Raw genomic sequence first — 26663 nt, forward strand, 5'->3', positions numbered from 1 at the left:
TAATGGGCGTTGAGGTTGCACGGGCAGGCAGACCATACTCATCGAAGCCGGCTTTCGTGGTGTACATCACACGCGGCTGCCATCGACTGTCCCCGTGGTGTCGACGACGACGCCGAAGGAGTTCGCATGAGTACGGAACGCTCCGCCGCAAGGCTCACCGAAGAAACCGACGTCAAGGCATCAGGCCTGAAGAAAGTGGTGACCGCCTCCATGGCCGGCACCGTCGTGGAGTGGTACGAGTTCTTCCTCTACGCATCGGCCGCCACCCTGGTGTTCGGGAAGGCCTTCTTCCCCAACGCCGGGACCGAGCTGGACGGCATCATCGCCGCCTTCCTCACCTATGCCGTGGGTTTCGTGGCCCGTCCCATCGGCGGCATCGTGTTCGGCCACTTCGGCGACAAGTTCGGCCGCAAGCAGCTGCTGCAGCTGAGCATCGTGCTGGTGGGCGTCTCCACCTTCCTGATGGGCTGCCTGCCCACCTTCGCGCAGATCGGCTACTGGGCTCCGGCGCTGCTGGTCATCCTCCGGTTTGCGCAGGGCTTCGCTGTTGGCGGGGAATGGGGCGGCGCCGTCCTCCTCGTGGCAGAGCACAGCCCCAGCAAGTCACGCGGGTTCTGGGCCAGCTGGCCGCAGTCCGCCGTGCCGCTGGGCAACCTGCTGGCCACGGCCGTGCTGTTCGTCCTGTCCTCCACACTGACCCAGGACGCCTTCCTCGGATGGGGCTGGCGCGTTGCCTTCTGGCTGTCCGCGGTGATCGTCCTGATCGGCTACTACATTCGTACCAAGGTCAACGACGCGCCCATCTTCCTCGAGGCCCGCAAGGAAGTGGATGCCGGCCACAAGGGCTACGGCGTGGCCGAGGTCTTCCGCCGCTACCCGCGCGGCGTCTTCACCGCCATGGGCCTGCGCTTCGCGGAAAACATCCTGTACTACCTGGTGGTGACGTTCTCCATCACCTACCTCAAGACCGTGGTGCAGGCCGACACCACGCGCATCCTCCTCCTGTTGCTCCTGGCCCACGCCGTCCACTTCGCCGTGGTGCCCATGATCGGCAAGCTCTCGGACCGCTTTGGCCGCAAGCCCGTCTACATGGCCGGCGCCATTATGGGGGCCACATGGGGGTTCTTCGCGTTCCCGATGATGGATACGAAGAACGACTTCATCATCCTGGCCGCCATCATGATCGGCCTGGTGTTCCACGCCTTTATGTACGCCGGACAGCCTGCCATCATGGCGGAAATGTTCCCCACCCGGATGCGCTACTCAGGCGTCTCCCTGGGCTACCAGGTGACCTCGATCGTGGCCGGCTCCCTGGCCCCGATCATCGCCGCTTCACTTTTGGGCACCTACAAGTCCTCGGTTCCAGTGGCCGTCTACCTGCTCATCGCCTGCGCCATCACCGCCGTCGCGGTCTTCTTCCTGAAGGAGACCCGCGGCGTCTCACTCCACGACGTGGATGCCGCCGACGCCAAGGGCACCGCCGACCTGTTGGCCGCCGGCAGGAAGTAGGGATCCCATGAAAGCCGCCGTCCTGTACGCAACCGTCCCCGCCACTGGAAACGCCCCCGGTAAGAGCAGCTACGCCGATGCCCGGCCGCTGCTGGTGCAGGAGCTCGAGCAGCCGGAGCCCCGCGCCGGTGAGCTGGGGGTTGCCATCACCTATTCGAGCCTGTGCCATTCGGATCTCTCCGTGGTGGACGGCTCACGGCTCCGGCCGCTTCCCATGGCGTTGGGCCATGAGGCGGTGGGGCGCGTAGTGTCCGTTGGCCAGGGTGTGGAGGACGTGTCCGTGGGCGACCACGTGGTGCTGGTGTTCGTGCCCAGCTGTGGCCATTGCCGGGCCTGCCTGGCCGGGCGGCCCGCGCTTTGCCACCGGGCAGCAGAGGTCAACGGTTCGGGGGACCTGCTGCACGGGCCTGCCCTGTTGCGGACGCCGGAGGGAGAGCGCATTAACCACCACCTGGGCGTTTCCGCCTTCGCGGACTATGCAGTGGTTGCGCGGGAATCAGTGGTGGTAATTGACGACGACGTCCCGGACACGGTTGCGGCGATGTTTGGTTGCGCCGTGCTCACCGGAATGGGCGCGGTGTTCAACACGGCGGGAGTCAGCCAGGGGCAGCACGTGGCAGTGTTCGGCTTGGGGGCGGTGGGCCTTTCCGCCGTCATGGCGGCACGCCTGGCCGGAGCTGCCAGCGTGATCGCCATTGATCCGAACCAGGGCAAGCACCAGCTCGCGCTCGACGCCGGAGCCACCGCCGTGGGAACGTCGGAGGATGCAAGGCGGTTGATCGAGGAAGCTTCGGGCGACGGCGTGGATGTAGCCATTGAAGCGGTGGGTTCGGCCGCGGTGATCGCATCCTGCCTGGAGCGGGTCACCCGGGGCGGGGCAGTGGTCTCGGTGGGCCTGCCGCACCCGTCCGCCGAGTTGACCGTCCCGGCCCTCCAATTCGCCGGTGCCGGCAAGCGGCTGCTGGGCTCCTATATGGGTGACGCCGTTCCCGCCCGGGATATCCCGCAGTACCTCGGGTACTGGCGGGAGGGGAGGCTGCCGGTTGAGCTGCTGCACACCGACACGCGGCCACTGAGCGAGATCAACGAGGGCCTGGATGCACTCGCGGCCGGGCAGGTAGTGCGCCGCCTCTTCCAGGCCTGACTCAGCCTGCCAGCAGTCCGGCCCGCTCCTTCAGCTCCTCCTTCAAGGCCGCAATCACCGCCTGCACCCGGGCCGACCGGAGCGACTCCGGACGGGCAACGGCCCAGATAGGGAGCTGGCGCTCAAAGTCGCCTGCCAGGACGGGAACGAAATCCTCCCGGTCCGCCACCATGAAGTTGGGCAGCAGGCCAATGCCGGCGCCCCGGCGGACGGCCTCCACCTGGGCGAAGACGCTGGTGGCCTGGAAGCTTGTCCGGGGCATCGGCAACTGCGATGACCAGCGGGGGCCCAACTCCGCCACCTGGAGCGCAGACTCGACGTAAGAGACAAACGCGTGCTGCCCCACGTCGTCGAGCGTTTCCGGCATGCCGTGCCGGGCGGCATAGTCCTGGCTGGCGTAGAGCCGCAGGTAGTAGTTGCTCAGGAAGATGGTCTGTGCGGTGCTGACGTCGGCCCGGCCCACCACGATCTCCAGGTCCACCCCGGACCGGTTCTGGCTGACTTTACGGGTGGCGCTGAGCATTTCGATGTTCAGTTGCGGGTTCTGCTGCTGGAGCCGAACCAGCGATGGAGTGACGAACACCGCTCCCACTGCGTCGGTGGTGGCAACCCGGACCAGGCCTGCAAGCGCGCTCTGGTCCTGGCGGATCAGGCCCGAGAGCGAGCCGAGCGTGCTCTCGATCGCCTCCGCCGCGTCCACGGCGGCAGCACCGAGCTGGGTCAGCTCCCAGCCGTGCGGGCTGCGCTCCAGCGTGCGGCCGCCCAGCTGCTTGTCCAGCGCGAGGATCCGGCGCGAGATGGTGGTGTGGGTGGTCCCCAGGCTCTCGGCCACCGCGTTGAACCGGCCGAGGCGTGCAACGGTCAGAAGGATGAGCAGGTCGTCAGGGCTCGCCAGCCGTCTGGAGTCCACGATGGACCTTCCGTTGATGTGCATCAATGCACAGAGTGTCTGTGATTTTTCCCCTTGATTGCACCCTAACACGGTGTGATGGTTGACACAGGCATGCCGGCAAGAGCGCCGGAATGGAAGCAAAGGAGCTTACGCATGGCAATTATCGGTTGGATCGGCCTGGGCAACATGGGCGGCCACATGTCGGTGAACCTGGTGAAGGCCGGGCACGAGGTCCGCGGCTTTGACCTCAACCCCGCTGCCCTGGACGCGGCTGCAGCAGGCGGTGTCAAGCGGGCCGCGAGCATCGCTGAAGCGGTGGACGGCGCGGACGCCGTGTTCACCATGCTCCCCAAGGGCGAGCACGCCCGCGCAGTGTATCTCGGCGGGGACGGGGTGCTGGCGCACGCGGACACGCGCACGCTGCTCATTGACTCCTCCACCATCGACATCGCCTCCGCCCAGGAACTGCACGACGCCGCTGCTGCCGCCGGCTTCCGTTTCGTGGACGCGCCGGTATCCGGCGGGATGAGCGGCGCGGAGGCCGGAACCCTGACGTTCATGGTGGGCGGTGAAGAAGGTGCCGTCAAAGACGCTGCCGGCTACATCGGTCCCATGTCCGGCAACATTATCCCCACGGGCGGCCCCACCACAGGGCAGGCGGCAAAGATCTGCAACAACCTGATGCTTTTCATCAACCTTGCCTCCACCGCTGAAGGGGCTGTGTTGGCTGACCGCCTGGGCCTGGACAAGCAGGTCTTCTGGAACATCGCCTCGGTCTCCTCGGGGGACTCATGGGCGCTCCGGACCTGGTACCCCGTGCCCGGTGTGGTTCCCACCGCGGCCTCGAACAATGACTTCGCACCCACCTTCACCACCGAGCTCGCCAACAAGGACATCAGCCTGGCCGTCAGCGCAGCCGAAGACACCGGCACGCCCCTGGAGATCGGCAAGCACGTCCAGCAGCTGTTTCAGCGGCTTATCGACGCCGGTGAAGCCGGCAAGGACTGCTCCATGATCATCAAGCTCGTGGACGGCTCGCTTGAGGCCGCCGACCGGACGGCGTCCAACACGCAGTCCAACTAACTGCGCCGTCCAACCAGCCCACTGCAAGAACCGCAGGAAAAGAGACTCTTTTGGAAACCATCCCGCACTACATTAACGGCGCCCGCGTCACCGATGCCGACCGTTTCGGTCCGGTCTTCAATCCCGCCACCGGCCAACAGGAGAAGCAGGTGGCGCTCGCCTCCGCGGCCCGGACAGAGGAAGCCATCGCGGCCGCCCGCGCCGCGCTGCCTGCATGGCGCGCCACCAGCCTGGCCAAGCGCACCACCATCTTCTTCAAGGTCCGCGAAATCCTGAACCAGCGGAAGTCCGAACTCGCCGCGATCCTGACCAGCGAGCACGGCAAGGTCCTCTCCGACGCGGAAGGCGAAATCGCCCGCGGTCTGGAGAACATCGATTTCGCCACCGGCCTGTCCCACATGCTGAAAGGCGAGCGGTCGGAGCAGGTCTCCAGCGGCATTGACGTCCATTCCATCCGCCAGCCAGTCGGCGTGGTGGCCTGCATCACCCCGTTCAACTTCCCGGCCATGGTGCCGCTGTGGATGATCGGCAGCGCGCTGGCCTGCGGCAACACGGTCCTGCTGAAGCCGAGTGAAAAGGATCCGTCGGCGGCCGTCTTCATCGCAGAGGCCTTCGCCGAAGCGGGGCTGCCGGCAGGCGTGCTCAACGTGGTCCAGGGGGACAAGGAAGCCGTCGACGTCCTGCTTGAGCACCCTGACGTAAAGGCAGTCAGTTTCGTCGGTTCCACCCCCGTGGCCCAGTCCATCTACAAGCGGGCAGCGGAACATGGCAAGCGGGTGCAGGCCCTGGGCGGTGCCAAGAACCACATGGTGGTGCTTCCCGACGCCGACCTGGACATGGCTGCCGACGCTGCGGTTTCCGCCGCCTACGGTTCCGCCGGCGAACGCTGCATGGCTGTCAGCGTCCTGGTGGCGGTGGGCAACATCGCCGACGACCTGGTGAAGGCGATTTCAAGCCGCATGGCAGACCTCAAGATTGGGGACGGCACGGATCCCGCCTCGCAGATGGGCCCCTTGATCACTGCGGAGCACCGGGAGCGCGTGGCTTCCTACGTTGCGGGAGCGGAAGGCGAAGGCGCAACCGTGGTGGTGGACGGCCGCTCGCAGCATTTCGACTCCAACGGGTTCTTCATCGGCGTGAGCCTGGTGGACCACGTCAAGCCAGGCATGAAGGTGTACGACGACGAAATCTTCGGCCCGGTCCTGTCCGTGGTCCGCGTGGACACCTACAACGACGCAGTCCGGCTTGTGAACGACAACCAGTTCGGCAACGGCACGGCCATCTTCACCCGCGACGGCGGAGCGGCGCGGCAGTTCGAGTTCGACGTCGAAGCGGGCATGGTGGGCGTCAACGTGCCCATCCCGGTCCCGGTGGGCACCTTCTCGTTCGGCGGCTGGAAGAACTCGCTGTTCGGCGACACCCACATGTACGGGCCCGACAGCATCCGCTTCTACACCAGGGGCAAGGTGGTCACCACGCGTTGGCCGGACCCATCCACCTCGGTGATCGACCTGGGCTTCCCCCAGGTGGATTAGCAGGCTGGATTGAACCAGCGGACTCAGCAGATGGATTAACCAAAAAGAAGGTCGGGGACCGGTTCAAAACCGGTCCCCGACCTTCTTGCGAACTCAGGCTGGCTAGCCGTTCATGATATCGCCGCGGCGCTTCATGTACTCCTCCATGGACAGCTCACCATTGCTGTACTGCTGGTCCAGTTCGGCGAGCTTGCGTGCCCGGAACCCCTGCGGCGCCGAGGGCGGAGGGGGAGTGGCAGGTCCGGAGGACTGGCCCTGCCCCTGCTGGCCCTGGCCTGGCTGCTGGTACCCCTGCCCGGGTTGCTGGTGCCCGGGCTGCTGGAACGGCGCTTCCTGCCCAAAGTCCTGTGACCCAGCGCCGAACCGGGGGTCCGGCATGGGCGGCTGGCCGTACTGGTACGGCGGCAGCTGCTGCCCGCCATAGGGTTGCGGCGGCTGGCCCGGCTGCCGGAAGCCGCCGGAGAAGTAGTCCTGCTGGGTGTACCCGTCGCGGGGCTGGCGGTTCTGCGGCCCGCCCGAGCCCGGAAACTGGCCATAGCCCGGGTACTGGTCCGGACCGGGGAACTGGTTCTGCCCCGGGAACTGGCCAGGTCCGGAAAACGGCCCGGGCAAGCCCTGGTCCCGGTCCCTCCGTGCCATGGAGCGGCGGTACGCCCGCATGGCCATGGGGACCACGAAGGACAGGATGATGATCCAGAAAAACAAGCTGCTCACGGTGCCGCGCCTCTCGTGTGTTGTCCTTCCAGCGTAACCCCGGCAGGCCTACTGGCGGCTGGGCTCGGCGGATCCCAGCGGACCCTCGCCGGAACCCAACGGAACGCCCGGGCCGAAGACCGGACCTGGCGTCGGCCGCTTTGCCGTGATGCCGTCCCCGGACGACTGGTGGCGCAGCCGGCGCAGCACCCACGGTACGAAGTATTCGCGCGCCCACACGAGGTCCCCGCTCCTGGCCTCGCGCCACGTCCGCGGCGGCAGCGGCTTGGGCTGCAGCGGTTCCAGGGAGTGCTCCACGTTGAGCGCGTCCAGCACCATGGCCGCAATGGTGTGGTGTCCCAGCGGGGAGAAGTGCAGGCGGTCCTGGTCCCACATCTGCGGGTCGCTCAGCTGCCGCAGGGACCACATGTCCGCGATCACCGCATCATGCCGCGCTGCAACCGTGCGAAGGTTCTCGTTGTAGATGGCCACCTTGCTGCGGATCCGGCTGAGCACGGAGGAGCCCGTATCCGGCCCGTTGAACAAAACCACCGTGGCTCCGCCCATGGACAGGATCTGGACCACGGAATCGAGCTTCTCGGCCAGCGCGTCGGGATCGCCGCCGGGACGGATCAGGTCGTTGCCGCCGGCGGACAGGGTGACCAGGTCCGGCTTCAGTTCCAGCGCGGGAGCGAGCTGCTGGTCCACGATCTGCTGGAGCAGCCGGCCGCGGACGGCAAGGTTGGCGTACGCGAAGTCCGGCTGGGTACGGCCGAGCTCTTCGGCAACCCTGTCGGCCCAGCCGCGGTGGCCGCCGGGGCTTGAAGGCTCGGGATCGCCGATGCCCTCTGTGAACGAATCACCCATCGCCACGTACCGGGTCCAGGGGTGGGAACCGGGGTGCGCGGACGGGGTCTGGATGGCACTTGCGTCAGTCACGGTCCTATCCTGCCTTCCGCTTCGCTGCCTACGCGAACGTAGGTTGTTACTTTGCGGTAACTGGTAAGAATGGAAACCATGACTGACGCCGAAGTATTTCCTGCCCCTGTTGTCCTGTGGTCCCATCCGGAAGACCAGCGCGCCGGCAAGCCGCTGCTGGTGCTCCTCCACGGCTACGGCGCCAACGAGCAGGACCTGCTCAGCCTGGCCGACATGCTGCCCGGGGACTTCGCCGTCGCCTCCGTCCGCGCGCCCATCGCCATGGGTCCCGGCTTCACCTGGTTTCCGTTGACCGCGTCGATCGAATACTCGCTGGACCGGGTCAAGAAGGCCTCGGCCTACGTGCTCGACTGGATCGACGCCATCAGGCCCGGCCACCCTTCGGTGACCCTCCTGGGCTTCTCCATGGGCATGGCCATGGCCACCACGCTCCTGCGCCAGCGGCCCACCGACTTTGCCGCCGTCGTCGGACTTTCAGGCTTCGTGGTGGACGCCGCTGGCGACCCGACCTTCAAGGACGACGAGCTGGACGGCACCGTGCCCATGTTCTGGGGCCGCGACCAGCAGGACCCGGTGATCACCCAGGACAAGATCGAATTCACCATGGGCTGGGTCCGCAAGCACGTGAAGCTCACCAAGGTCCTCTACACCGGCATGTGGCACGGCATCAACCAACAGGAGATTGGGCACGTGGGGGAGTTCCTCACCCACGAGGTGCTGAACAAATAGAACGTACGACGGCGGCGCAACAGCTGCCGCCGTCAGCCGGCCTGGGGTGCCACCACCCGGATGGTCTGGCCGTTAACGGTGACGGTGTCCCCGGTGTGCAGCTGCCGGCCGCGGCGGTCGTCGATCTCGCCGTTGACCCTGACCAGCCCGTTCTTGATGAGCTCCGCCGCCTCCACGCCGTCCTCCACGAGGTTGGCGAGCTTCAGCAGCTGGCCCAGCCGGATCATGCTGTCGCGGATGGGGACGTCGTCAATGGGGTTGCTCATAGAGCAATAATGCCTGAACTAAGGTGGATTCAATGACCTCCCCTTCCCGCCTGCCGGTACTCGCAGGCCTGCCCCTGGCCGTGGGCTCCGGCCTTGCCATCCCCGTCCAAGGGCGGATCAACGGGGCGTTGGGGGCGCGGCTCAACGATGGAATCGCTGCCGCGGCCGTGAGTTTCAGCACAGGACTGCTGGTCATGATCATCATCTCCCTGGTGCTGCCGCGAGGCCGCGCCGGCCTGGCAAACATCCTCCCGGCCGTCCGGAACCGGGCGTTTCCCCGGATCTACGTGGTGGCCGGTGCCATCGGTGCCCTGTTCGTCTTTGCCCAGTCCTTCACGGTGGGCATCCTGGGCGTGGCACTCTTCACCGTCGCCACCGTTACCGGGCAGACGGTGAGCGGCCTGCTGGTGGACCGGCTGGGGATCGGCCCCGCCGGAAAGAAATCCGTGACGGGCATCCGCATCATTGGCTGCATCCTGACCATCGCCGCCGTGGCCTGGGCGGTGTCGCCCCGGTTCAGCAGCGGAGGCTCCGGGGACGGTGCGGCCGGGCTGCTGCTTCCCCTGCTCCTGCCGGTGGCGGCGGGCTTCCTCATGAGCTTCCAGCAGGCCATGAACGGTACGGCAACGCTCCACTACGGCACCCCCATCGCGGCCACCCTGGTCAACTTCGTGGCCGGCTGCATCGTGCTGTGGGCAGCGTTCGGGGTGAAGCTGGCCGTGGCCGGCCCCGCCAACCCGCTGCCGGGGGAGTGGTGGTACTACCTGGGCGGCCCCATGGGCTGCGTCTTCATCGGCCTGGGCGCCCTCCTGGTCCGCAGCCTGGGCGTGCTGGTCACCGGGCTGGGCATGATCGCCGGCCAGTTGCTCGGCTCGCTGGCTTTGGACCTGGCGCTTCCCGCGCCGGGCACCATCGTGGCTCCGGCCACGGTCCTGGGAACCCTGCTGACCCTCGGCGCCATTATCCTGGCAACCCTGCCCTGGCCGCGGGGCGCGCTGCGCGGGCAGCGGCCGGTACGCTAGGACACGAGCTTTCCACCGTCTTCCTTCATCCGCCCCGGCGGGTGGCCCGCTGTGCCCAGGCATACAGCAGCCGGGGCCTGAACAACCCGCGGACCGCACCCAGCGGCCCTGTAGAAATTGGAGTTATCCCATGGCAGCAAAATCCGTCCTCGACCAGGTCATTTCCCTCTCCAAGCGGAGGGGCTTCGTGTTCCAGGCCGGTGAGATCTACGGAGGCTCGCGGTCTGCCTGGGACTACGGCCCCCTGGGCGCCGAGCTGAAGGAAAACATCAAGCGCCAGTGGTGGCAGTCCATGGTCCGCGGCCGCGAGGACGTGGTGGGACTGGATTCCTCCGTGATCCTGCCCCGCCAGGTCTGGGAAGCCTCCGGCCACGTGGAGGTCTTCTCCGACCCGCTGGTCGAGTGCCTGTCCTGCCACAAGCGCTACCGCGCGGACCACCTCGAGGAAGAGTACGAGGAAAAGAAGGGCCGCCCCGCCGAAAACGGCCTGAAGGACATCGTCTGCGCCAACTGTGGCACCCGCGGCCAGTGGACCGAGCCGCAGGAGTTCTCCGGCCTGCTCAAGACCTACCTGGGCCCGGTGGCCAGCGAGGAAGGCTTGCACTACCTGCGCCCGGAAACCGCGCAGGGCATCTTTGTGAACTTCAACAACGTCCTCACCACCTCCCGGAAGAAGCCGCCGTTCGGCATCGGCCAGATCGGCAAGTCTTTCCGCAACGAGATCACGCCCGGCAACTTCATCTTCCGCACCCGCGAGTTCGAGCAGATGGAAATGGAATTCTTCGTGGAGCCCGGCACGGACGAAGAGTGGCACAAGTACTGGATGAACGAGCGCATGGCCTGGTACACCGGCCTGGGCATCCGCGAGGAGAACCTGCGCTTCTTCGAGCACCCCAAGGAAAAGCTCAGCCACTACTCCAAGGGCACCACGGACATCGAGTACCGCTTCGGTTTCCAGGGCTCGGAATGGGGCGAGCTGGAAGGCATCGCCAACCGCACCGACTTCGACCTTTCCACCCACGCCAAGGCCTCCGGCACGGACCTGAGCTACTTCAACCAGGCCACCAACGAGCGCTACACCCCGTACGTGATCGAGCCCGCGGCCGGCCTGACCCGTTCCTTCATGGCGTTCCTGGTGGATGCCTACACCGAGGACGAGGCCCCCAACGCCAAGGGCGGCGTGGACGTCCGCACCGTGCTGAAGCTGGACCCGCGCCTGGCCCCGGTCAAGGCCGCCGTGCTGCCGCTGAGCCGCAACGAGGACCTGTCCCCGAAGGCCAAGGCCTTGGGCGCCCAGCTGCGGAAGAACTGGAACATCGACTTCGATGACGCGGGTGCCATCGGCCGCCGCTACCGCCGCCAGGACGAGATCGGCACCCCGTTCTGCATCACGGTGGACTTCGACACCCTCGAGGACCAGGCCGTCACCATCCGCGAGCGGGACACCATGAGCCAGGAGCGTGTCTCCCTGGACAAGGTGGAGGGCTACCTGGCGGCACGGCTGATCGGCGCCTGAGCATGGCCATCGAATACCGTGAATGGCGCGACGGCGATGACCTGGCGCTCCTGGAAATCTGGGGCGACCCGGACACCGCCCAGGCCCGCCAGTTCCGCGGCGCCCTCGCCGTGTCCTCCAACGGCAGGGACGGCATGCCCTGGCGCCGCTGCATCGTGGCGGAAGACGTCGTTGACGGCGTCGGCATTCCCGTAGCCGCCGGCGTCGTCTATGAAGCCTCGCTGCACCCCGAGCGCCTGTGGACGTACATCGAAGTGGCGAAGGACCATCGCCGCGCAGGCATCGGGGCCAGCCTCCTGACCATGCTGCGGCGCGAAGCCGAAAACGCGCCGTCGGGCGTCACCAAACTCCGCGCCAAGGTGGAACCCGGCACGGCGGGTGCCGCGTTCGCTGAAGAGTCCGGGCTGGCGCCGATCCAGCGCTCCCGGCTGGTGATCGTGGAACCCGGAGCCCTGAAGCTGCCCGTCTTCCCGGACAAGGACCACGGCGGCCGTCCCATTGACGGTGAAAACGCCGGTTCCGATGTCGTCATGGACCTGGCCACCGGTTCCGTGGAGCTGACGGACGTGGTGGGCCGGTATTACACCTCCATCCACGGCTGGGACTCCCCGGGTGTGCTGTCCGTTGGACAGGTGCAGAGGCTGTTCCTGGACGAGCTCACCGGAGCCCACGGCGCCATCGTCCTGCGGGCCCAGCCGGAATCCGCGTTCGGCCAGGGAGTAGCGCCCAGCAAAAAGGGCCGCATCCGCGCATTCGCGGTCAGCTACGCTGCACCCGCGGACCCGGATGCAGCGCCGGCCCACCTTGACAGCTCCGGTGCAGAGGCAACGGGCGCCGACACCCCCACGGACGTTTTCGTGGGCCATGAGCCATCCCTGGCCGCTGACGACGCCGCCGAAGCCGTCCGCGACATCCTCGCCCTGATCGCCTACCAGCACCCGGTCATGCTGGAACTGGACGATTCCATGACCGCCCTGCGCGCCGCCGTCGAGCCCCTCCTGGAGAGCGGCAAAGCCCGGCTGGCGGGCGCCGAAACCCTGGTGGTTTCGGACTAGCGACTGCCGGTCCACGTCAGCACCGTGCCACGCGCCGTCCCTGTGACGGCGCGTGGCACTGCCGCTTAAGCAGGCTACTTCGGGCGGGGAGCACGACGGCGGCCGGCGGCTGCGTCGGCCACGTCCAGCAGTTGCCGCTCGGCGTCCGTAGGGGCGCTTCCACCCAAGTGCGCGGGCATCCACCACGCCCCTGGTCCGGGCTGAAGCGGAAAACCGGCGATGCAGCGGTCAATCCCCGTCTGGAGCGTGGTGCGCAGCTTCTTCGTGGCAGCGTCCACATCAACGTCCGGCGGATACACTATCGGCACGCCAACCCGGACCTGGATGGGAGCCTGCCAGCTGCGCCGCAGGGAGAAGCCATGGCCGCGGGTCAGGATCCGGTGTGCGCCCCAGACAGCCACCGGGATAACCGGGACACCGGCCTCCGCCGCCATGCGTACAGCCCCCGTTCGGCACTCGCGGACCGTGAAGCTGCGGCTCACTCCCGCTTCGGGGAATACCGCCAGGTACTCGCCGGCGCGCAGCTTGGCCACGGCGGTGCCGTAGGCGTCGGAGCGGTCGTTGTATCCCACCACCACCTGGCCGGAGGCGCTGATGGCGGGGCCGGCCAGCCAATGGTCCGCCGCGCCCTGGTGGACCAGGAACCGCAGCTGGGCACGGCTGCGGTTCCACAGGAGCAGCTCAAGGACGGCGAAGTCCAGGTAGCTGAAGTGCGTGACGGCGAACACCGCGCCGCCGGGGGGCACCTGCCGGGACGGGCCGGCCGGGGGTGGTGCCCCCGGGAGGTGCTCCAGGCCCTCTGCGCGGATGTCCAGCTGCAGGGCCCAGCGGAGGAACAGCCCGGTGCAGACGATCAGCCGGTAGAAGCGGTCGCTGGATGGGGGACGCCAGGGCATGGCCGGGCGGCCTAGAGGGTGACCTGGACGGAGGTGTCCGGCAGCAGCTCGGTGAAGGCCCGCGGCGGTTGGACCGCCGCCCCTGTGCTCTCGGCGAAGGACTTGATGACAAAACCGGTGGCGAGGGTGTGCCAAATACGGACCTTGCGGAGCATGAAGTGCCCCACGCCCCTCAGGGACACGTACTGCATGCTGGCTGCGTCCGAAGCGGCGCGCCGGGCGAAGGCAAGGGACTGCGTGGGGCTGGTCATGTGGTCCGTGGTCCCGTGGATGATCAGGACCTTCCGGCCCCTAACCCTGTCCGCAGGGGTTTGCGGGTCCAGCCAAGGGGCCAGCGCCACCACAGCCTCCACCTGCGGATGGTCCGCGGCGCACACGGCGGTCAGGCCGCCCATGGAGTGGCCCAGCAGGAACACCGGAACATCGGGGTGGCGTTCCGCGATCTGCCGCAGCGCCCACCGTGCGTCCTGCAAGGGGGACATGTCGGGCCCGTTCCAGCCGCGGACACTGTTGCGCAGGGACCATACGGCCAGCCCGTGTTTACGGCCCGCGCGGTGCAGGTGCCGGGCGAAGGGCACCATACGCGCCGGGCTCAGGTGCCGCGCCTCCACGGGATCCCGGCTGTGGGCCTTGCCGCCGTGCAGGACCAGGACCACGCCCTTGGTGTCACCGGAGGCATCCAGGACGCTGAGTACGGGCTGGTGGGCGGAAACGTCCGGCACCTGCCCGGCCTGCACACCGCCCTTCCCAGGTGCTCCATTGCTGCCGCCCCCATGCCCACCACGGTTGTCCATGCTTGGCTCCTCCCCATCCCGATGGTCCATTTATCAAACCCTATGGCGCCGCACGTAGAGTTCAACCATGAGGTTGTACTGCTGATGGGCGCCGGTCACTCCCACGCTTCCTTGGATCATTCGGAGCCGACGCCCCAGGCGATGGCTGCCCGCAGCAAAGCGAACCGCATCCTGGCCTTAGTGCTGATTCCCGTGGCGCTGCTGACCCTGGCCGGGATGGCCGCCCTCTGGCCCTCCGGGAGCAAGGAGGGCATCTCGCTCGCCAACCCGTACTCCACCGCGCCCGGGGTCACCTTCGATACGGGCACGATCCAGAGCGTGCTGACCGGGAGTTGCATGCAGGGATCCGGGCAACAGGGTCCAACTCAACAGGGCACGGGTCAACAGGGGTCCGGCCAGCAGGGTTCAGACCAACAGGGGTCCGGCCAGCCACGCACCACACAGCAACCACCAAGCCAGGGCTCCGAGTGCACCTTCGCCGTCACCGAGCCGGACAAGGGCGGAAGCCCGGTGAAGGTGGTCATCAACCCGGACGTCGCCTCCTCCCATGGCGTGAAGCCCGGGGACCAGATCCGCTACCTGAACCTCTCCAATGTCCAGGGCGCCACCGGGTCACAGGGTTCGCCAGCCTACATCTTCATGGACTTCGTCCGCACCATGCCGATCATCCTGCTGGCCGTGCTCTACGCCGTGGTGGTCATCGCCGTCGCCAGGTGGCGCGGATTGCGCGCCCTGATCGGGCTGGTGGGCGCCTATTTCGTGCTCGCGAACTTCCTGCTCCCTGGGCTGGTGGAAGGCAAGCCGCCCCTGCTGCTGGCCCTGGTGGGGTCCACGGTGATCATGATCGGGGTGCTGTACTTCGCCCACGGCTTCTCTGCCCGCACGTCCACCGCGCTCCTGGGCACCATCTTCGGGCTAGCCATCACCGCCCTGCTCGCAGCCTGGGCCACGGACGCCGCCAACCTCGCGGGTGTGGGCAGCCACGACGCCGCCACGTTGGTGAACACATCGTCCAACATCTCCATTTCCGGGGTGATTCTTTGCGGGCTCATCATCTCCGGCCTGGGTGTCCTCAACGACGTCACCATCACGCAGTCCTCTGCCGTCTGGGAGCTCTACGAACTGGCACCAGCCAGCAGCGCCCGGAAGCTGTTCACTTCCGCCATGCGGATCGGTCGGGACCACATCGCCTCCACCGTGTACACCATCGCCTTTGCCTACGCCGGCGCGGCGCTGCCCATCCTGATCATCGTCATGCTCTACGACCGGCCCTTGATGGACACCCTCACCAGCGCTGAACTCTCAGAGGAAGTCATCCGGACACTGGTCGGTTCCATCGGGCTGGTCCTGGCTATCCCCGTCACCACGCTGATCGCCGTGCTGGTGGTCAAGGCCACAGGAGTTAAGGCAGCGGGCACCCAGTCGCTGGACGCCGGACGCCGGAACGGAATGCACGACGGCGGGCACCACCACGCGGAGGACGTTGCGGACACCGGGGCGCTCGCCGCAGCCGCGCTTGAGGAACGCAGCCGGCGCATCGCCGTCGAACCCGCCGTCGAACCCGCCACGGAGCCCGCCACCCGCCGGGGACGGCGGGCAGACCGCGGCTGACTGCTGCCGCGGCGGAGCCGGAGGGGACCGGCAAAGCCCGATTTGCCCGGCTTTGCAACAATGGACAGGTGACTGTTGCAGCAACTCCTCCCGCCCCCAAGCTGGAACTCCCGCCCCTGAAGCTGGGACCCATCACGGTTGACACCCCGGTGATCCTTGCCCCGATGGCCGGCATAACCAACTCCGCGTTCCGCAGGCTCTGCCGGGAGTACGGCGGCGGCATGTACGTGGCGGAGATGGTGACCTCCCGTGCGCTGGTGGAGCGGACGCCCGAATCCCTCCGCATCATTTCGCACGACGACGACGAAAAAGTCCGGTCCGTGCAGCTCTACGGCGTGGACCCGGGCACGGTGGGCGCCGCGGTGCGGATGCTCGTGGAGGAGAACCGGGCCGACCACATCGACCTCAACTTCGGCTGCCCCGTCCCCAAAGTGACCCGGCGCGGCGGCGGCTCGGCGCTGCCCTGGAAGATCGACCTCTTCACGTCCATCGTGCAGACCGCCGTCAAGGAGGCGTCCAAAGGCAACGTCCCGCTGACCATCAAGATGCGGAAGGGCATCGACGAGGACCACCTGACGTACCTCGACGCCGGGCGCATCGCCCGCGATTCCGGAGTTGCCGCCGTCGCCCTCCACGGCCGCACCGCCGCGCAGTTCTACTCGGGCCAGGCCGACTGGTCCGCCATCGCCCGGCTCCGCGAGGCGCTGCCCGACATTCCCGTGCTGGGCAACGGCGACATCTGGTCCGCAGAGGATGCCGTCCGGATGGTCCGGGAGACCGGCGTGGACGGCGTGGTGGTGGGCCGCGGCTGCCAGGGCAGGCCCTGGCTCTTCGGTGACCTGCAGGCAGCGTTCGAGGGCAGCGAGGTCCGGCACCGCCCCAACCTCCGCCAGGTGGCCGAAGGTGTTTACCGGCACGCCGAACTGATGGTGGAAACCTTTGGTGATGAAGGCAAGGCGCTGCGCGAGATCCGCAAGCACATCGCCTGGTACTTCAAGGGCTACGTGGTGGGCGGGGAGCTGCGCACCCGGCTGGCCCTGGTCACCAGCCTCGAGGTGCTCCGGGACACCCTCGCCGAGCTGGACCTGGACTCGCCCTATCCGGGGGTGGATGCGGAAGGCCCGCGCGGCCGCGCAGGGTCGCCCAAGAAGCCCGCCCTGCCCAAGGACTGGCTGGACTCCCGTGCCCTGAACGATGACCAGTCCCGCAATATCGCCGCCGCCGAACTGGACGTTTCCGGTGGCTGAAACACCGACTGCCGGAACTCCCACCGCAGCCCTGGCCCTGCCCGGCTACGACACGCACGATTCCGCCCGCTGGGTGGAGGAACCGCCCAAGAGCACCTACCGCTCGGACTTCGAACGGGACCGTGCCCGGGTGCTGCACTCCTCGGCGTTGCGGCGGCTTGGCGCCAAGACCCAGGTGGTGGCACCGGACACCGACGACTTTGTCCGCACCCGCCTCACCCACAGCCTGGAAGTCGCGCAGGTGGGCCGCGAGCTTGGCCGGGCCCTGGGCTGCGACCCGGACGTGGTGGACACGGCCTGCCTCAGCCACGATCTGGGCCACCCGCCCTTCGGCCACAACGGCGAATCGGCGCTGAATGAAGTGGCGCATGCCATCGGTGGTTTTGAAGGCAACGCCCAGACACTCCGCCTGCTCACCCGCCTGGAACCCAAGGTGCTCACGGCTGACGGCCACCCAGCCGGACTGAACCTGACGCGGGCAAGCCTGGACGCGGCGTCGAAATATCCCTGGTCAGCCCTGGAAGCACCTGTCATCCACGGGCAGCGGACCAGCAAGTTCGGCGCCTACGAGGATGACCTCCCCATCTTCAACTGGATCCGGGAAGGAGCCCCGGAACGCCGTACCTGCCTGGAAGCGCAGGTGATGGACCTGGCGGACGATATCTCCTACTCCGTACACGACGTGGAGGACGCGATCGTTGCCGGCCACTTCCAGCTGCGCTGGATGGACAACCCGGACCACCGCGCCCGCGTGGTGGGCTACGCCAAGCAGTGGTACCTGCCGCACAACGACCCCGCAGCCATCGACGCCGCACTGGCCCGGCTGGAGGCCACCGACGTGTGGGTCCGCGAAGCCGACGGCAGCCGCAAATCCATGGCTGCCCTGAAGAACATGACCAGCCAGCTGATCGGCAGGTTCTGCCAGTCCGCCCTGGAGACCACCCGCGCGGTCTACGGCCCGGAAAACCTGACGCGCTACAACGCCGAACTCATTGTTCCGGACGAGACCGTCATGGAAATCGCGGTCATGAAGGGCCTTGCCACCACCTTCGTCATGACCACCGAACACCGGCAGCCCATCTACGAGCGCCAGCGGGAAGTGCTCCATGCCCTGGTCACGGCCCTCAGCGCCACCGGTGACCGGCACCTGGAGCCGATGTTTGCAGCGGACTGGCGGGCAGCGGACGACGACGGCAAGCGCCTTCGCGTGGTCATCGACCAGGTGGCTTCGCTCACCGACGGGTCGGCCCTGGCAATGTACGAGCGCCTGGTGGGGAGCCTGCCCTCGCTCTGGTGAACCGGCCCGTACCCCGTGCGGGGAAACTCCTCGACGTCCTCCTGATCAACAGCTTCCTTAAAGCATCTACACAGGAAGGAAGCGCACCATGGGAGGAAAGGCAGGCCGCTAGGAACGGGAGCAGGTCATGAGTACTCGAAGCAGGGGCAAGCGGCTGGCCACCGGAATCACCGCAGCGGTGGGCGTTGGCAGCTTCGCTGCTGCAGGCGTGGCCGCATCCGCTGTCTATGCCGCGACTCCTTCCGTGATTGCCAGGACAACCGCGGGTACGGACAGCAGCAGGCAGGACGGCGGTACGCAGGGGAGCACGCCAAAGTCCGGCTCCGGCCGCTCGGATGACGACGGTTACGGCACCCGGCAGGACAGCGGCACCGGCCAGAACAGCGGCACCCAGAATGGTGGCTCGCGGCGCTCGAAGAGCTACGGCAACAACGGCAGCACCAGCCCGGTCCAGCCCGGAAAGGGCGGCACCATCCACGGAAGGTCCTCAGGGTCCTGACGTGGCCGCTTCAGACACCACCCATCGCATGGGGGCCCGGGAATCCGCAGCGGCCCCCGAACACGAAGCCGCACTGGCTCCCACAGCACAATCCAACTGGATCGTATGGGAACTCGAGGCAGCCGTCACGGTGACCGCGCCCGGCCTGCTGCATGATGCGGAAGAGATTGTTCGTCAGGTGCTGGCGGCGGTGGACCATGCCTGCAGCCGTTTCCGCGCCGACTCGGAACTGGTGGCGCTTCAGCCCGGAATGGCATCTGGCGTCAGGGTGAGTCCCACGTTCCGGCTGCTCGTGGAGCGCGCCCTTGACGCTGCCAGGATGACCGGCGGCGCTGTTGATCCCACTCTCGGAGCGGATCTGGCCGCCCTGGGCCACGGTCCGGATATTCCGGGTGAACACTCCGACCCGCCAAACACAGCGGGCAGCCCGGGAATCCGGAGCGTGCCCGTATCGCCGGTGCCTTCGCCCCCGGGCCCGGTGCCGCCGCCGGCACCGCGGGCGCCAGGCTGGCCGCAGGTCCATGTCGACGGCGACGTGCTGACCGTCCCGGCCGGGCTTCGCCTCGACCTGGGTGCAACGGCCAAGGCCGTCGCAGCGGATCTCGCCGCTGCTGAAGTGCACCGGCGGCTGGGCTGCGGAGTCCTGGTAAGCCTGGGTGGAGACCTGGCCAGCGCAGGACCCGGCCCGCAGGACGAGCAGTCGGAGGCCAAGTCCGGCCAGTGGCAGATCCTGGTGCAGGACCTTCCTGCCGACCCCGCCCAGCACATTTCGCTGGCTCCGGGATTTGCCCTGGCAACCTCCAGCACGCAAAAGCGCCGCTGGCTCCACGAAGGCACCCAGGTGCACCACATCCTCGATCCCCGTTTTGGCTTGCCCGCGGAACCGGTGTGGCGCTCGGTGACCGTGGCGGCGCCTACCTGCCTGGAGGCGAACGCCTTCAGCACCGGGGCGATCGTCCGGGGCTTCAAAGCCCTCGAGTGGTTCCGGGCCGAGGGCATATCCGCCCGGCTCGTGGACAGCCGCGGCAGGGTGGCGGCAACCGGAGACTGGCCCGCCCAAAACTACCTCCCAGCCGAAAGCTCCAGCAGGGGAGGCCTGCGCCGTGGATGAGGCAATGTGGGCTTTCGGACGCGTCAGTGGCTTCGTGTCACTGGCGCTGTTTACCGCGTCGGTGCTGCTGGGCATCCTGAACCGGTCAGGCCGGCCACTGCTGGTGTTGCCGCGGTTCTCCATCAGCCTCCTGCACCGGAACATTGCCCTGCTCGCCACGGTTTTCCTGGGGCTGCACGTTGGATCCCTGCTCCTTGACTCCTTTGCCAAGCTCAATCCCGTGGATATGGTGGTGCCGTTCCTGGGGTCGTACCAGCCGTTCTGGCAGGGGCTGGGCACGGTCGCCCTGGACCTGGTCCTGGCCGTCGTGGTCACGGCGTTGCTGCGGCATCGTATCGGGCAGCGCACCTTCAGGGCCGTCCACTGGCTCAGCTATGGCGTTTGGCCCGTGGCCATGGCCCACGCCCTCGGAAACGGCACTGACGTGTCAAGCGGATGGTTCCTCCTGCTGGCTGCGGCGTCCGCAGTGGCTGTTGCCGCTGCCCTGATGTGGCGGCTGAGCCCGTCCTTCCTCGAAACCTTCCGCGCCAGGCAAGGAAACCTCCCTTGAGCCAACCCCGTGACAGCTACCCCCAGACGTCCCAGGACAACTACCAGGACAGCTACCAGGGCCGTCAGCACAACGGCCACCAGGACGCGTACACTCCCGTGCCCCGCCAGGGGCCGGGCGGAAGTTACCGGGACGGCATCCAGGACAGTATCCGCCAGGAGCCGCGCCTCCTGGCGGCAGGCCCCGATGCAGGCTGGGCCCGGCACCTGGACACTTTCGGCCAGTGGGAGCCGCAGGCGGCAGGTCCGGGTCTCCTGGAAGTGCTCGCTGAATCCGGGCTGACCGGCCGCGGCGGAGCCGCATTCGAAACCTGGCGCAAGGCCACTGCAACTGCCGGTACCGGGCGAAAGGGTTTGTTCGCCGCCCGGCCCGTGGTGATTGCCAACGGCGCCGAGGGCGAACCGCTCAGCTTCAAGGACCGGACACTCCTCGCCCACGCGCCCCACCTTGTCATTGACGGGTTGATCGCCCTCGCCGCCGCCCTGGGCCAGACAGGCGGCAGGACAAGCAGCCAGACAAGCGCGGGCGGCACAAGCATGTACGTTTACGCCCCGGCGGCCAGCCTGCCCCGTGTGAAGCAAGCCCTCGGGGAGCGTCCGGGCGGCAAAAAGATACGGGTAGTGCAGGCTCCCGAAACGTTCATCTCCGGTGAGTCGAGCGCCGTCGTCAACATGATCGAGAACGGTACCGCCCTGCCCACGGACCAGCGCCGGCGCCTCAGCGAGTCAGGCCTGAACGGCCGCCCCACGCTGGTGGTCAATGTCGAGACCCTGGCCCAGGTGGCCCTGATCGCCCGCTACGGCGCGCAGTGGTTCCGGCAGGCGGGCACCGCCACCGATCCCGGCACCAGGCTGGTGTCCGTGTCCGGTCCAGCCCCCACAAGGGACGTAGTGCTGGAGGTACCGGGCGGGGTGCAACTTTCCGCCGTCCTGAAGGAAGCCGGAATGGATCCGGGATCCTTATCCGCCGTCCTGGTGGGCGGGTACCACGGCCGGTGGGTGCGGCCGGCGGACCACGCCCTCACACCCGCAGGAGCGCCGGGCCGGGCAGTCCGCCCGGGTGCGGGAGTTATCCATGCCCTGGACCTGCAGACCTGCGGGATCCAGGCCACGGCCCGGATCCTCAACTACCTGGCCGGCCAGTCCGCCCGGCAGTGCGGCCCCTGCATGTTCGGGCTGCCGGCCATGGCGTCCGTCCTCAACCGCATCGCCGGAGGCGAAACAAATCCGCGGCTTAGCTCCGAGCTGGACCGCCTGGGGCGTCTGGTTTCCGGGCGCGGCGCATGCCGCCATCCCGAAGGGACCACCGGAATGGTCAGCAGCGCGCTGGAGGTCTTCGCCGCTGACTTCCGCGCCCATCTGTCCGGCTACTGCACAGTCCCGGGAGGCGTGGCGGCATGAAAACGTACCTGCACATCGACTGGACCAGCTGCGACGGCCGCGGCCTGTGCTCAGAGCTGCTTCCCGGAGTGCTCGACAGGGACGACTGGGGCTACCCGGTGGCACGCGGCAAGGTGGGCCGTGACCGCACGGACATTCCGCTGCGGGACGCCGACCGGGACGCCGCGCAGGAGGCCGTCTTCCTTTGTCCCAAGCTTGCCCTCAGCCTGGTGGAGCGCGCGGCGCCCGCAGCGGGACAGCGGACGCCGGACGGGACGCCCGGCCGGTAGCCCTGCCAGTGGCACCAAGCCAGTGACACTAAGATTGCTGTGTGGCTGGGCTGATCAAACGTGAAGATATCGATGAAGTACGCCAGCGCACGGACATCAAGGAAGTTGTTGACGGCTACGTGACGCTCAAGGGCGCCGGGCTGGGCACCTTCAAGGGTCTGTGCCCCTTCCACGACGAGCGCTCGCCGTCCTTCACCGTCCGTCCCCAGGTGGGCCGGTACCACTGTTTCGGCTGTGGCGAGGACGGCGACGTCATCGCCTTCGTGCAAAAGCAGGACCACAGCTCCTTCCAGGAAGCCGTGGAAAAGCTCGCTGCCCGGATCGGCTACGAGCTCCGGTATGAGGATGGCGGGACCGGACCCAACCGCGAGGAAGTGGGCCGGCGCCAGCGGCTGCTTGACGCGCACAAGATCGCCGACGAGTTCTTCCGCGCCCAACTGCTCACCCCCGGTGCGGCGGAGGCCCGGAACTTCCTGTTCGGCCGGGGTTTCGACAGGGCTGCCGCCGAACACTTTGGCTGCGGCTACGCTCCGCAGGGCTGGGACGCGCTCCTGAAGCACCTTCGCGGCCGTGGCTTCACCGATGCCGAGCTCAAGCTCACCGGCATGTTCAGCGAAGGAAACCGGGGCATCTACGACCGCTTCCGCGGCCGCCTCATCTGGCCCATCAAGGACATGGCCGGCGACACCATCGGCTTCGGCGCCCGCAAGCTCTACGAGGACGACCAGGGCCCCAAATACCTCAACACCCCGGAGACCACGCTCTACAAGAAGTCCCAGGTCCTTTACGGCATCGACCTGGCCAAGAAGAGCATCGCAAAGGACCGCCAGCTGGTGGTGGTGGAGGGCTACACGGACGTGATGGCCTGCCACCTTGCAGGAATCACGACGGCGGTGGCCACCTGCGGCACGGCGTTCGGCACCGAACACATCAAGATCGCCCGGCGGCTTTTGTCCGACGACGGCACCGGGGGAGAAGTGGTGTTCACCTTCGACGGCGACGCCGCCGGGCAGAAGGCAGCACTGCGCGCCTTCGAAGAGGACCAGCGGTTCACCGCCCAGACCTTCGTGGCCGTGGAACCCACTGGAGCCGATCCCTGCGACCTCCGGCTCAGCAGGGGGGACGAGGCCGTACACGCCCTGATCCAGTCCCGGCGGCCCCTGTTCGAGTTCGCCATCCGCACCACCCTGAAGCAGTTCAACCTGGACACCGTGGAAGGCCGCGTCCAGGGCCTGAAGGCTTCCGTGCCGGTGGTGGCGGCCATCCGCGACGGCTCCACCCGGACCGGATACTGCCAGGCCCTGACCGGCTGGCTGGGCATGCCCGACCCGAACGAAGTCCTGCGCCTGGTCAACGCCGAGGTGAAAAACGCAGCGAAGCGGGGGGACGCGGGAGGTCCCGCGGGCCAGGGCACGTCCAACCGTGGACAGCAGCAGCGCGGCTCTGGCCACGAGGGCAGGGGGTACGAGGGCCAAACCGGCACCGCACCTGCCGGCGGACCCGGCGTAGCTGCCGGGCCGTCGTCGGGCGCTGTTCCTTCCTTCCACCGTCCCGACCCGCGCGACCCCGTGGCCTCCATGGAACGGCAGGCGCTGGAGGTGGCCCTGCAGCAGCCGGCCCTGCTGGCGGGCGAGGTTTGGGACCGGTTCGCCGCCGCCCGCTTCTCCACCCCTGCCTTCCAGGCGGTGCACGACGCCATGCGCGCCACTGGGCCGGGACTGGTGGGTGATCCGGTGCGCTGGGTGGAACACGTCATGCACGAGGTCCCGGAGCCGCTCCGGCCGCTGGTGTCGGAGCTGTCGGTGGTGCCGCTTCCTGCCCATACGGAGGAGGCGGTGCTGAAGTACTGCCGCGACATCCTGTCCCGGCTGTTCGAACTCCAGATCACCCGGGTCAAGGCGGACAAGATGGGCCAGCTGCAGCGCCTCGACGCCACAGCGGACCCGGAGACGTACCAGCGGCTCAACCGCGAACTCATGATGCTGGAAATGGAACGCCGGGCCCTGCGGGCCGAGGCGTAGGCGGCTGCCTGCTGGGTGGAACCAGGAAGTGGGGGAGGTCACGGCACTCCCGATTTCGTTTCCGCAGCGGGTGTTTGCTAGGCTGGTACCCGCTTCATTCCTCCTTAGCTCAATTGGCAGAGCATTCGACTGTTAATCGAAGGGTTGCTGGTTCAAGTCCAGCAGGAGGAGCTTCCAATCCCCGTTCCGGTTTCCGGAACGGGGATTTTTGTTTCCGCTTTTGAACGGCACGAGGCGTGTTTTGGCCCGGAAAACCGCCGATTTCCCTTGGGCCGGAAACCTTTGCTAATGTCATACCTGCTTCATTCCTCCTTAGCTCAATTGGCAGAGCATTCGACTGTTAATCGAAGGGTTGCTGGTTCAAGTCCAGCAGGAGGAGCGCAACGAAAAATCCCCGTTCCTCCGGCTGGAGGAACGGGGATTTTTCATTCCGCGGGGTGGGAAGCCTGGGGCGGGGAGATGGGCTCAGACGAAGTCCATTTCCACCTGCAGGAACCTTTCGGCCTCGGCGATGGCAGACTCGAAGGCCTCCCGCTCGGTGGGGGACTTCCGGGGTTCGCGCGGATTCCATTCGTGCGGAGCCGAGTGGATGCGGACAAAGCCGGCATCCGGCGGGGCGTAGAAGATGCCGAAGCGCTGCACGGGCCATTCCGGCGAGGTTTCCGGCGCTACCAGCAGGGCGGCCTTGAAGGCTGGATTGAACCACTGGGCGATGGGCCGGCGCCGGTCCTCCGTGAACAGCCCTGCCGCGTACAGCGCCGCTGATTGCTGGCCTGCCTGCGCGCACAGCCGCTCCCACCACAGTGGCAGGATCCGGGCGTCGCACCGTTGCCATGTGGCCGGAAGTGGCGGTTGGTTCTGCCAGCTGGACACGGGACCATTTTATCGCGCTGAGCTTTATCGTGCAGTGGAGTCGGACGGCAGGAACGGCCGGCGCCAAGCAGTATCCGGCAGCAGGAGCAGTCAGCGGCGGTTGCGGCGGCCCGGATTCACCCGGTACAGGAGCGCGGCACCCGCCAGCGTTCCCAGAATGATGCCCCAGGCGGGGTTGCCCACGGCACGGCCGGCAAAATAGCCGACGACGGCGCCAAGCACCGCCCCGAGGAAGAGTCCCCTTCCATTACGGTGCGGTCTGGGGGTCATGTGCTGCCTTCCTGGTGCCTGGCGGGTGCGGTCAGTGGGGTGTAGGTACTCAGTGGATCGAGGGTACCGTGCGCGGCCGGACCACCAGCCACAGGGCGCCAATGGCCACCAGGATGCATGCCGCCTGGACGGCCCCCATGGGCGCGGCGCTGGTGATGCCCACCCACCCCACTACGGGGGAGATCAGCCCGGCCATGAGGAACGTGGCCGCGCCGAGGAGGGATGCCGCGGTTCCCGCCTGGGAGGCGTGGCTTGCCAGGGCCAGCACCTGGACGCAGGGGAACATGAAGCCGGTGCCCAGGATGTAGAACCAGAGCGGCACCATGACACCCCACAGCCCCAGGCCCAGCTGGTCGAAGACCACGATCAGCAGGGCCATCAGGAACATCCATGCCGTGGCGGCGGCCAGGATCCATTGCGGCGGGACAATCCTGATCAGCCGTGAACTGGTCTGCACGCCTGCCACGATGCCCAGGGAGTTGATGCCGAAGAGCAGTCCGTACTGCTGGGCCGAAAACCCGAAGACGTCCTGGAACAGGAACGGGGAGGCCGACAGGTACGTGAAGAGGCCGCCGAAATTGAAGCCGGCCACCATGAGCAGCCCCACGAAGATCCGGTCGCTGAAGAGCGCCTTGTAGCGCTGCCTGGCCGTCATGCCGCTCTGGCCCCGCTTCTCCGGCGGAAGCGTTTCGCGCACCAGGAGCAGGGCGGCCACGATGACCAGAGTCCCGTACGCGGCCAGGAACACGAAGATGCCGGGCCACGGCATCACCAGGAGCAGTTGTGAGCCAATCACCGGGGCCAGGATGGGAGCCAGGCCGTTGACCAGGGCCATCCGCGAGAACATCCGCACCATGGCATACCCGGAGAACAGGTCGCGCACCATGGCCATGGCCACCACGCCGCCGCCGGCTGCGCCCACACCCATCAGGACACGGAACACCCCCAGTGTGGCGATGTCAGTGGACAGGGCGGCACCCAGGGACGCGGCAATGTGCAACGCGGTGGCAAGGATCAGCGGGGTTCGGCGCCCGAACTTGTCACTGAAGGGCCCTACCACCAGCTGGCCGAACGCAAAACCGACAGTGGTGCCCGCCAGGGTGAGCTGGACCTGCGCCTCGGTCACCCCCAGGCTTGCCTCCAGCGCGGGGAAGGCCGGCAGGTACAGGTCGATGGTGAATGGGCCAAGGGCCGTCAAGGCGCCCAGGAGGAGGATGTAGAGGAGCTTGCGGCGGCGGCTGAGCAAGTCGCCCGGATTGGGGGGATTGGTCACGGACAACAATCCTAGGCCCCGCCGGGACTGTTTTTGCATCGTTGTAGGCCGCGCCGTCCGGCAAGCCCCCAAGTTCGCCCTGAACCTGAATGGTAGTTTTGGTGGCGTGGACTGTGCGGCTGCACATTTCCGCAATAAACGGAAGCAGTATCGACCCATGAAACCAGTA

The 26663-nt window shown here is 67.4% G+C and carries 26 protein-coding genes and 2 tRNA genes; 19 read left to right on the forward strand and 9 right to left on the reverse strand.

Features of this window, described 5'->3' with window-relative positions:
* Positions 1–126: 126 nt before the first annotated feature.
* Positions 127–1509, forward strand: a complete 1383-nt coding sequence (locus tag JCQ34_RS06420) for an MFS transporter (protein ID WP_286403011.1) — start codon at positions 127–129, stop codon at positions 1507–1509.
* Between the two features lie 7 nt (positions 1510–1516).
* Complete coding sequence (locus JCQ34_RS06425) at positions 1517–2653, forward strand: zinc-binding dehydrogenase (RefSeq protein ID WP_286403013.1); 1137 nt, start codon at positions 1517–1519, stop codon at positions 2651–2653.
* Between the two features lies 1 nt (position 2654).
* Here JCQ34_RS06425 and JCQ34_RS06430 read toward each other — a convergent pair whose 3' ends face one another.
* Positions 2655–3587 (reverse strand): LysR family transcriptional regulator, encoded by a 933-nt coding sequence (locus tag JCQ34_RS06430; RefSeq protein WP_286403014.1) that lies wholly within the window; start codon positions 3585–3587, stop codon positions 2655–2657.
* A gap of 111 nt (positions 3588–3698) precedes the next feature.
* On the opposite strand from JCQ34_RS06430, the gene mmsB reads away from it, so the two are divergent.
* Together mmsB and JCQ34_RS06440 are read left to right on the forward strand one after the other, a co-directional pair.
* A complete protein-coding gene (gene mmsB, locus JCQ34_RS06435; RefSeq protein WP_286403015.1) occupies positions 3699–4628 on the forward strand; it encodes a 3-hydroxyisobutyrate dehydrogenase in 930 nt (309 codons plus the stop codon).
* A 50-nt stretch (positions 4629–4678) separates the two neighbouring features.
* Complete coding sequence (locus JCQ34_RS06440; protein WP_286403016.1) at positions 4679–6163, forward strand: CoA-acylating methylmalonate-semialdehyde dehydrogenase; 1485 nt, start codon at positions 4679–4681, stop codon at positions 6161–6163.
* 102 nt (positions 6164–6265) lie between these two features.
* Here the strand turns inward: JCQ34_RS06440 and JCQ34_RS06445 are convergent, their stop codons facing one another.
* Positions 6266–6877, reverse strand: a complete 612-nt coding sequence (locus JCQ34_RS06445) for a hypothetical protein (protein WP_286403017.1) — start codon at positions 6875–6877, stop codon at positions 6266–6268.
* Positions 6878–6925: 48 nt separating this feature from the next.
* Positions 6926–7795: an SGNH/GDSL hydrolase family protein gene (locus JCQ34_RS06450; RefSeq protein ID WP_286403018.1), complete on the reverse strand. Its 870-nt coding sequence runs from the start codon at positions 7793–7795 to the stop codon at positions 6926–6928.
* A 78-nt stretch (positions 7796–7873) separates the two neighbouring features.
* Between JCQ34_RS06450 and JCQ34_RS06455 the strand changes: the two genes are divergently transcribed.
* Positions 7874–8524: an alpha/beta hydrolase gene (locus JCQ34_RS06455; RefSeq protein ID WP_286403019.1), complete on the forward strand. Its 651-nt coding sequence runs from the start codon at positions 7874–7876 to the stop codon at positions 8522–8524.
* 32 nt (positions 8525–8556) lie between these two features.
* Here the strand turns inward: JCQ34_RS06455 and JCQ34_RS06460 are convergent, their stop codons facing one another.
* On the reverse strand, positions 8557–8790 hold the full coding sequence (locus JCQ34_RS06460; RefSeq protein ID WP_286403020.1) for an RNA-binding S4 domain-containing protein: 234 nt from the start codon (positions 8788–8790) through the stop codon (positions 8557–8559).
* A gap of 32 nt (positions 8791–8822) precedes the next feature.
* Here JCQ34_RS06460 and JCQ34_RS06465 point away from each other — a divergent pair, with 32 nt between their 5' ends.
* The 3 genes from JCQ34_RS06465 (at position 8823) to JCQ34_RS06475 (ending at position 12383) form a co-directional block, all read left to right on the forward strand.
* Entirely contained in the window at positions 8823–9812 is a 990-nt protein-coding gene (locus JCQ34_RS06465; RefSeq protein WP_286403021.1) for a DMT family transporter, read from the forward strand.
* Between the two features lie 130 nt (positions 9813–9942).
* A complete protein-coding gene (locus tag JCQ34_RS06470; protein ID WP_286403022.1) occupies positions 9943–11328 on the forward strand; it encodes a glycine--tRNA ligase in 1386 nt (461 codons plus the stop codon).
* A gap of 2 nt (positions 11329–11330) precedes the next feature.
* Positions 11331–12383 (forward strand): GNAT family N-acetyltransferase, encoded by a 1053-nt coding sequence (locus JCQ34_RS06475; protein WP_286403023.1) that lies wholly within the window; start codon positions 11331–11333, stop codon positions 12381–12383.
* Positions 12384–12457: 74 nt separating this feature from the next.
* On the opposite strand, the gene JCQ34_RS06480 is transcribed toward JCQ34_RS06475, so the two are convergent.
* Together JCQ34_RS06480 and JCQ34_RS06485 are read right to left on the reverse strand one after the other, a co-directional pair.
* Positions 12458–13279 carry a lysophospholipid acyltransferase family protein gene (locus tag JCQ34_RS06480; RefSeq protein ID WP_286403024.1) on the reverse strand — a complete coding sequence of 274 codons (822 nt, stop codon included), beginning with the start codon at positions 13277–13279 and terminating at the stop codon, positions 12458–12460.
* 11 nt (positions 13280–13290) lie between these two features.
* Positions 13291–14073, reverse strand: coding sequence for an alpha/beta hydrolase (locus JCQ34_RS06485; RefSeq protein ID WP_286403025.1), 783 nt, complete (start codon positions 14071–14073; stop codon positions 13291–13293).
* 84 nt (positions 14074–14157) lie between these two features.
* Between JCQ34_RS06485 and JCQ34_RS06490 the strand changes: the two genes are divergently transcribed.
* From JCQ34_RS06490 to JCQ34_RS06540, 11 genes are all read left to right on the forward strand, one after another.
* Positions 14158–15684: a YibE/F family protein gene (locus JCQ34_RS06490; RefSeq protein ID WP_286404338.1), complete on the forward strand. Its 1527-nt coding sequence runs from the start codon at positions 14158–14160 to the stop codon at positions 15682–15684.
* Positions 15685–15752: 68 nt separating this feature from the next.
* Complete coding sequence (dusB, locus tag JCQ34_RS06495; protein WP_286403026.1) at positions 15753–16931, forward strand: tRNA dihydrouridine synthase DusB; 1179 nt, start codon at positions 15753–15755, stop codon at positions 16929–16931.
* The gene (locus tag JCQ34_RS06500) at positions 16879–18228 is read left to right on the forward strand and encodes a deoxyguanosinetriphosphate triphosphohydrolase (RefSeq protein ID WP_376976916.1); all 1350 of its coding nucleotides are present in this window, start codon (positions 16879–16881) and stop codon (positions 18226–18228) included. The genes dusB and JCQ34_RS06500 overlap by 53 nt, the downstream gene beginning before the upstream one ends.
* Positions 18229–18355: 127 nt before the next feature.
* A complete protein-coding gene (locus tag JCQ34_RS06505) occupies positions 18356–18727 on the forward strand; it encodes a hypothetical protein (RefSeq protein ID WP_286403028.1) in 372 nt (123 codons plus the stop codon).
* Position 18728: 1 nt separating this feature from the next.
* The gene (locus JCQ34_RS06510; RefSeq protein WP_286403029.1) at positions 18729–19838 is read left to right on the forward strand and encodes an FAD:protein FMN transferase; all 1110 of its coding nucleotides are present in this window, start codon (positions 18729–18731) and stop codon (positions 19836–19838) included.
* Positions 19839–19842: 4 nt separating this feature from the next.
* A complete protein-coding gene (locus JCQ34_RS06515) occupies positions 19843–20388 on the forward strand; it encodes a ferric reductase-like transmembrane domain-containing protein (protein WP_286403030.1) in 546 nt (181 codons plus the stop codon).
* On the forward strand, positions 20385–21788 hold the full coding sequence (locus JCQ34_RS06520) for an NADH-ubiquinone oxidoreductase-F iron-sulfur binding region domain-containing protein (RefSeq protein ID WP_286403031.1): 1404 nt from the start codon (positions 20385–20387) through the stop codon (positions 21786–21788). The genes JCQ34_RS06515 and JCQ34_RS06520 overlap by 4 nt, the downstream gene beginning before the upstream one ends.
* Positions 21785–22057 (forward strand): ferredoxin, encoded by a 273-nt coding sequence (locus tag JCQ34_RS06525; RefSeq protein WP_286403032.1) that lies wholly within the window; start codon positions 21785–21787, stop codon positions 22055–22057. Before JCQ34_RS06520 ends, JCQ34_RS06525 begins: the two co-directional genes overlap by 4 nt.
* Before the next feature lie 41 nt (positions 22058–22098).
* Positions 22099–24078, forward strand: a complete 1980-nt coding sequence (gene dnaG / locus JCQ34_RS06530) for a DNA primase (RefSeq protein WP_286403033.1) — start codon at positions 22099–22101, stop codon at positions 24076–24078.
* A gap of 98 nt (positions 24079–24176) precedes the next feature.
* Positions 24177–24249: transfer RNA gene (locus JCQ34_RS06535), tRNA-Asn, on the forward strand.
* Positions 24250–24384: 135 nt separating this feature from the next.
* Positions 24385–24457, forward strand: a tRNA-Asn gene (locus JCQ34_RS06540).
* Between the two features lie 86 nt (positions 24458–24543).
* On the opposite strand, the gene JCQ34_RS06545 is transcribed toward JCQ34_RS06540, so the two are convergent.
* The 3 genes from JCQ34_RS06545 to JCQ34_RS06555 form a co-directional block, all read right to left on the reverse strand.
* Positions 24544–24951, reverse strand: coding sequence for a hypothetical protein (locus JCQ34_RS06545; protein ID WP_236801857.1), 408 nt, complete (start codon positions 24949–24951; stop codon positions 24544–24546).
* 90 nt (positions 24952–25041) lie between these two features.
* The gene (locus JCQ34_RS06550; RefSeq protein ID WP_286403035.1) at positions 25042–25221 is read right to left on the reverse strand and encodes a glycine zipper 2TM domain-containing protein; all 180 of its coding nucleotides are present in this window, start codon (positions 25219–25221) and stop codon (positions 25042–25044) included.
* A gap of 49 nt (positions 25222–25270) precedes the next feature.
* Positions 25271–26500, reverse strand: a complete 1230-nt coding sequence (locus JCQ34_RS06555; protein ID WP_286403037.1) for a multidrug effflux MFS transporter — start codon at positions 26498–26500, stop codon at positions 25271–25273.
* Positions 26501–26663: the final 163 nt, after the last annotated feature.

It is taken from the genome of Pseudarthrobacter defluvii, from assembly GCF_030323865.1.
GTDB classification, from domain to species: Bacteria; Actinomycetota; Actinomycetes; order Actinomycetales; family Micrococcaceae; genus Arthrobacter; species Arthrobacter sedimenti.

Excerpts from the sequence above, each read along its gene's own strand:
- JCQ34_RS06430 (WP_286403014.1), bottom strand. The coding sequence starts at position 3,587 with ATGCACATCAACGGAAGGTCCATCGTGGACTCCAGACGGCTGGCGAGC.
- JCQ34_RS06470 (WP_286403022.1), top strand. The coding sequence starts at position 9,943 with ATGGCAGCAAAATCCGTCCTCGACCAGGTCATTTCCCTCTCCAAGCGG.
- JCQ34_RS06505 (WP_286403028.1), top strand. The coding sequence starts at position 18,356 with ATGAGTACTCGAAGCAGGGGCAAGCGGCTGGCCACCGGAATCACCGCA.
- JCQ34_RS06460 (WP_286403020.1), bottom strand. The coding sequence starts at position 8,790 with ATGAGCAACCCCATTGACGACGTCCCCATCCGCGACAGCATGATCCGG.
- JCQ34_RS06490 (WP_286404338.1), top strand. The coding sequence starts at position 14,158 with ATGGGCGCCGGTCACTCCCACGCTTCCTTGGATCATTCGGAGCCGACG.
- JCQ34_RS06475 (WP_286403023.1), top strand. The coding sequence starts at position 11,331 with ATGGCCATCGAATACCGTGAATGGCGCGACGGCGATGACCTGGCGCTC.
- JCQ34_RS06550 (WP_286403035.1), bottom strand. The coding sequence starts at position 25,221 with ATGACCCCCAGACCGCACCGTAATGGAAGGGGACTCTTCCTCGGGGCG.
- JCQ34_RS06485 (WP_286403025.1), bottom strand. The coding sequence starts at position 14,073 with ATGGACAACCGTGGTGGGCATGGGGGCGGCAGCAATGGAGCACCTGGG.
- mmsB (WP_286403015.1), top strand. The coding sequence starts at position 3,699 with ATGGCAATTATCGGTTGGATCGGCCTGGGCAACATGGGCGGCCACATG.
- JCQ34_RS06525 (WP_286403032.1), top strand. The coding sequence starts at position 21,785 with ATGAAAACGTACCTGCACATCGACTGGACCAGCTGCGACGGCCGCGGC.
- JCQ34_RS06465 (WP_286403021.1), top strand. The coding sequence starts at position 8,823 with ATGACCTCCCCTTCCCGCCTGCCGGTACTCGCAGGCCTGCCCCTGGCC.
- JCQ34_RS06480 (WP_286403024.1), bottom strand. The coding sequence starts at position 13,279 with ATGCCCTGGCGTCCCCCATCCAGCGACCGCTTCTACCGGCTGATCGTC.
- JCQ34_RS06455 (WP_286403019.1), top strand. The coding sequence starts at position 7,874 with ATGACTGACGCCGAAGTATTTCCTGCCCCTGTTGTCCTGTGGTCCCAT.
- JCQ34_RS06420 (WP_286403011.1), top strand. The coding sequence starts at position 127 with ATGAGTACGGAACGCTCCGCCGCAAGGCTCACCGAAGAAACCGACGTC.
- JCQ34_RS06500 (WP_376976916.1), top strand. The coding sequence starts at position 16,879 with ATGACCAGTCCCGCAATATCGCCGCCGCCGAACTGGACGTTTCCGGTG.
- JCQ34_RS06425 (WP_286403013.1), top strand. The coding sequence starts at position 1,517 with ATGAAAGCCGCCGTCCTGTACGCAACCGTCCCCGCCACTGGAAACGCC.
- JCQ34_RS06515 (WP_286403030.1), top strand. The coding sequence starts at position 19,843 with ATGTGGGCTTTCGGACGCGTCAGTGGCTTCGTGTCACTGGCGCTGTTT.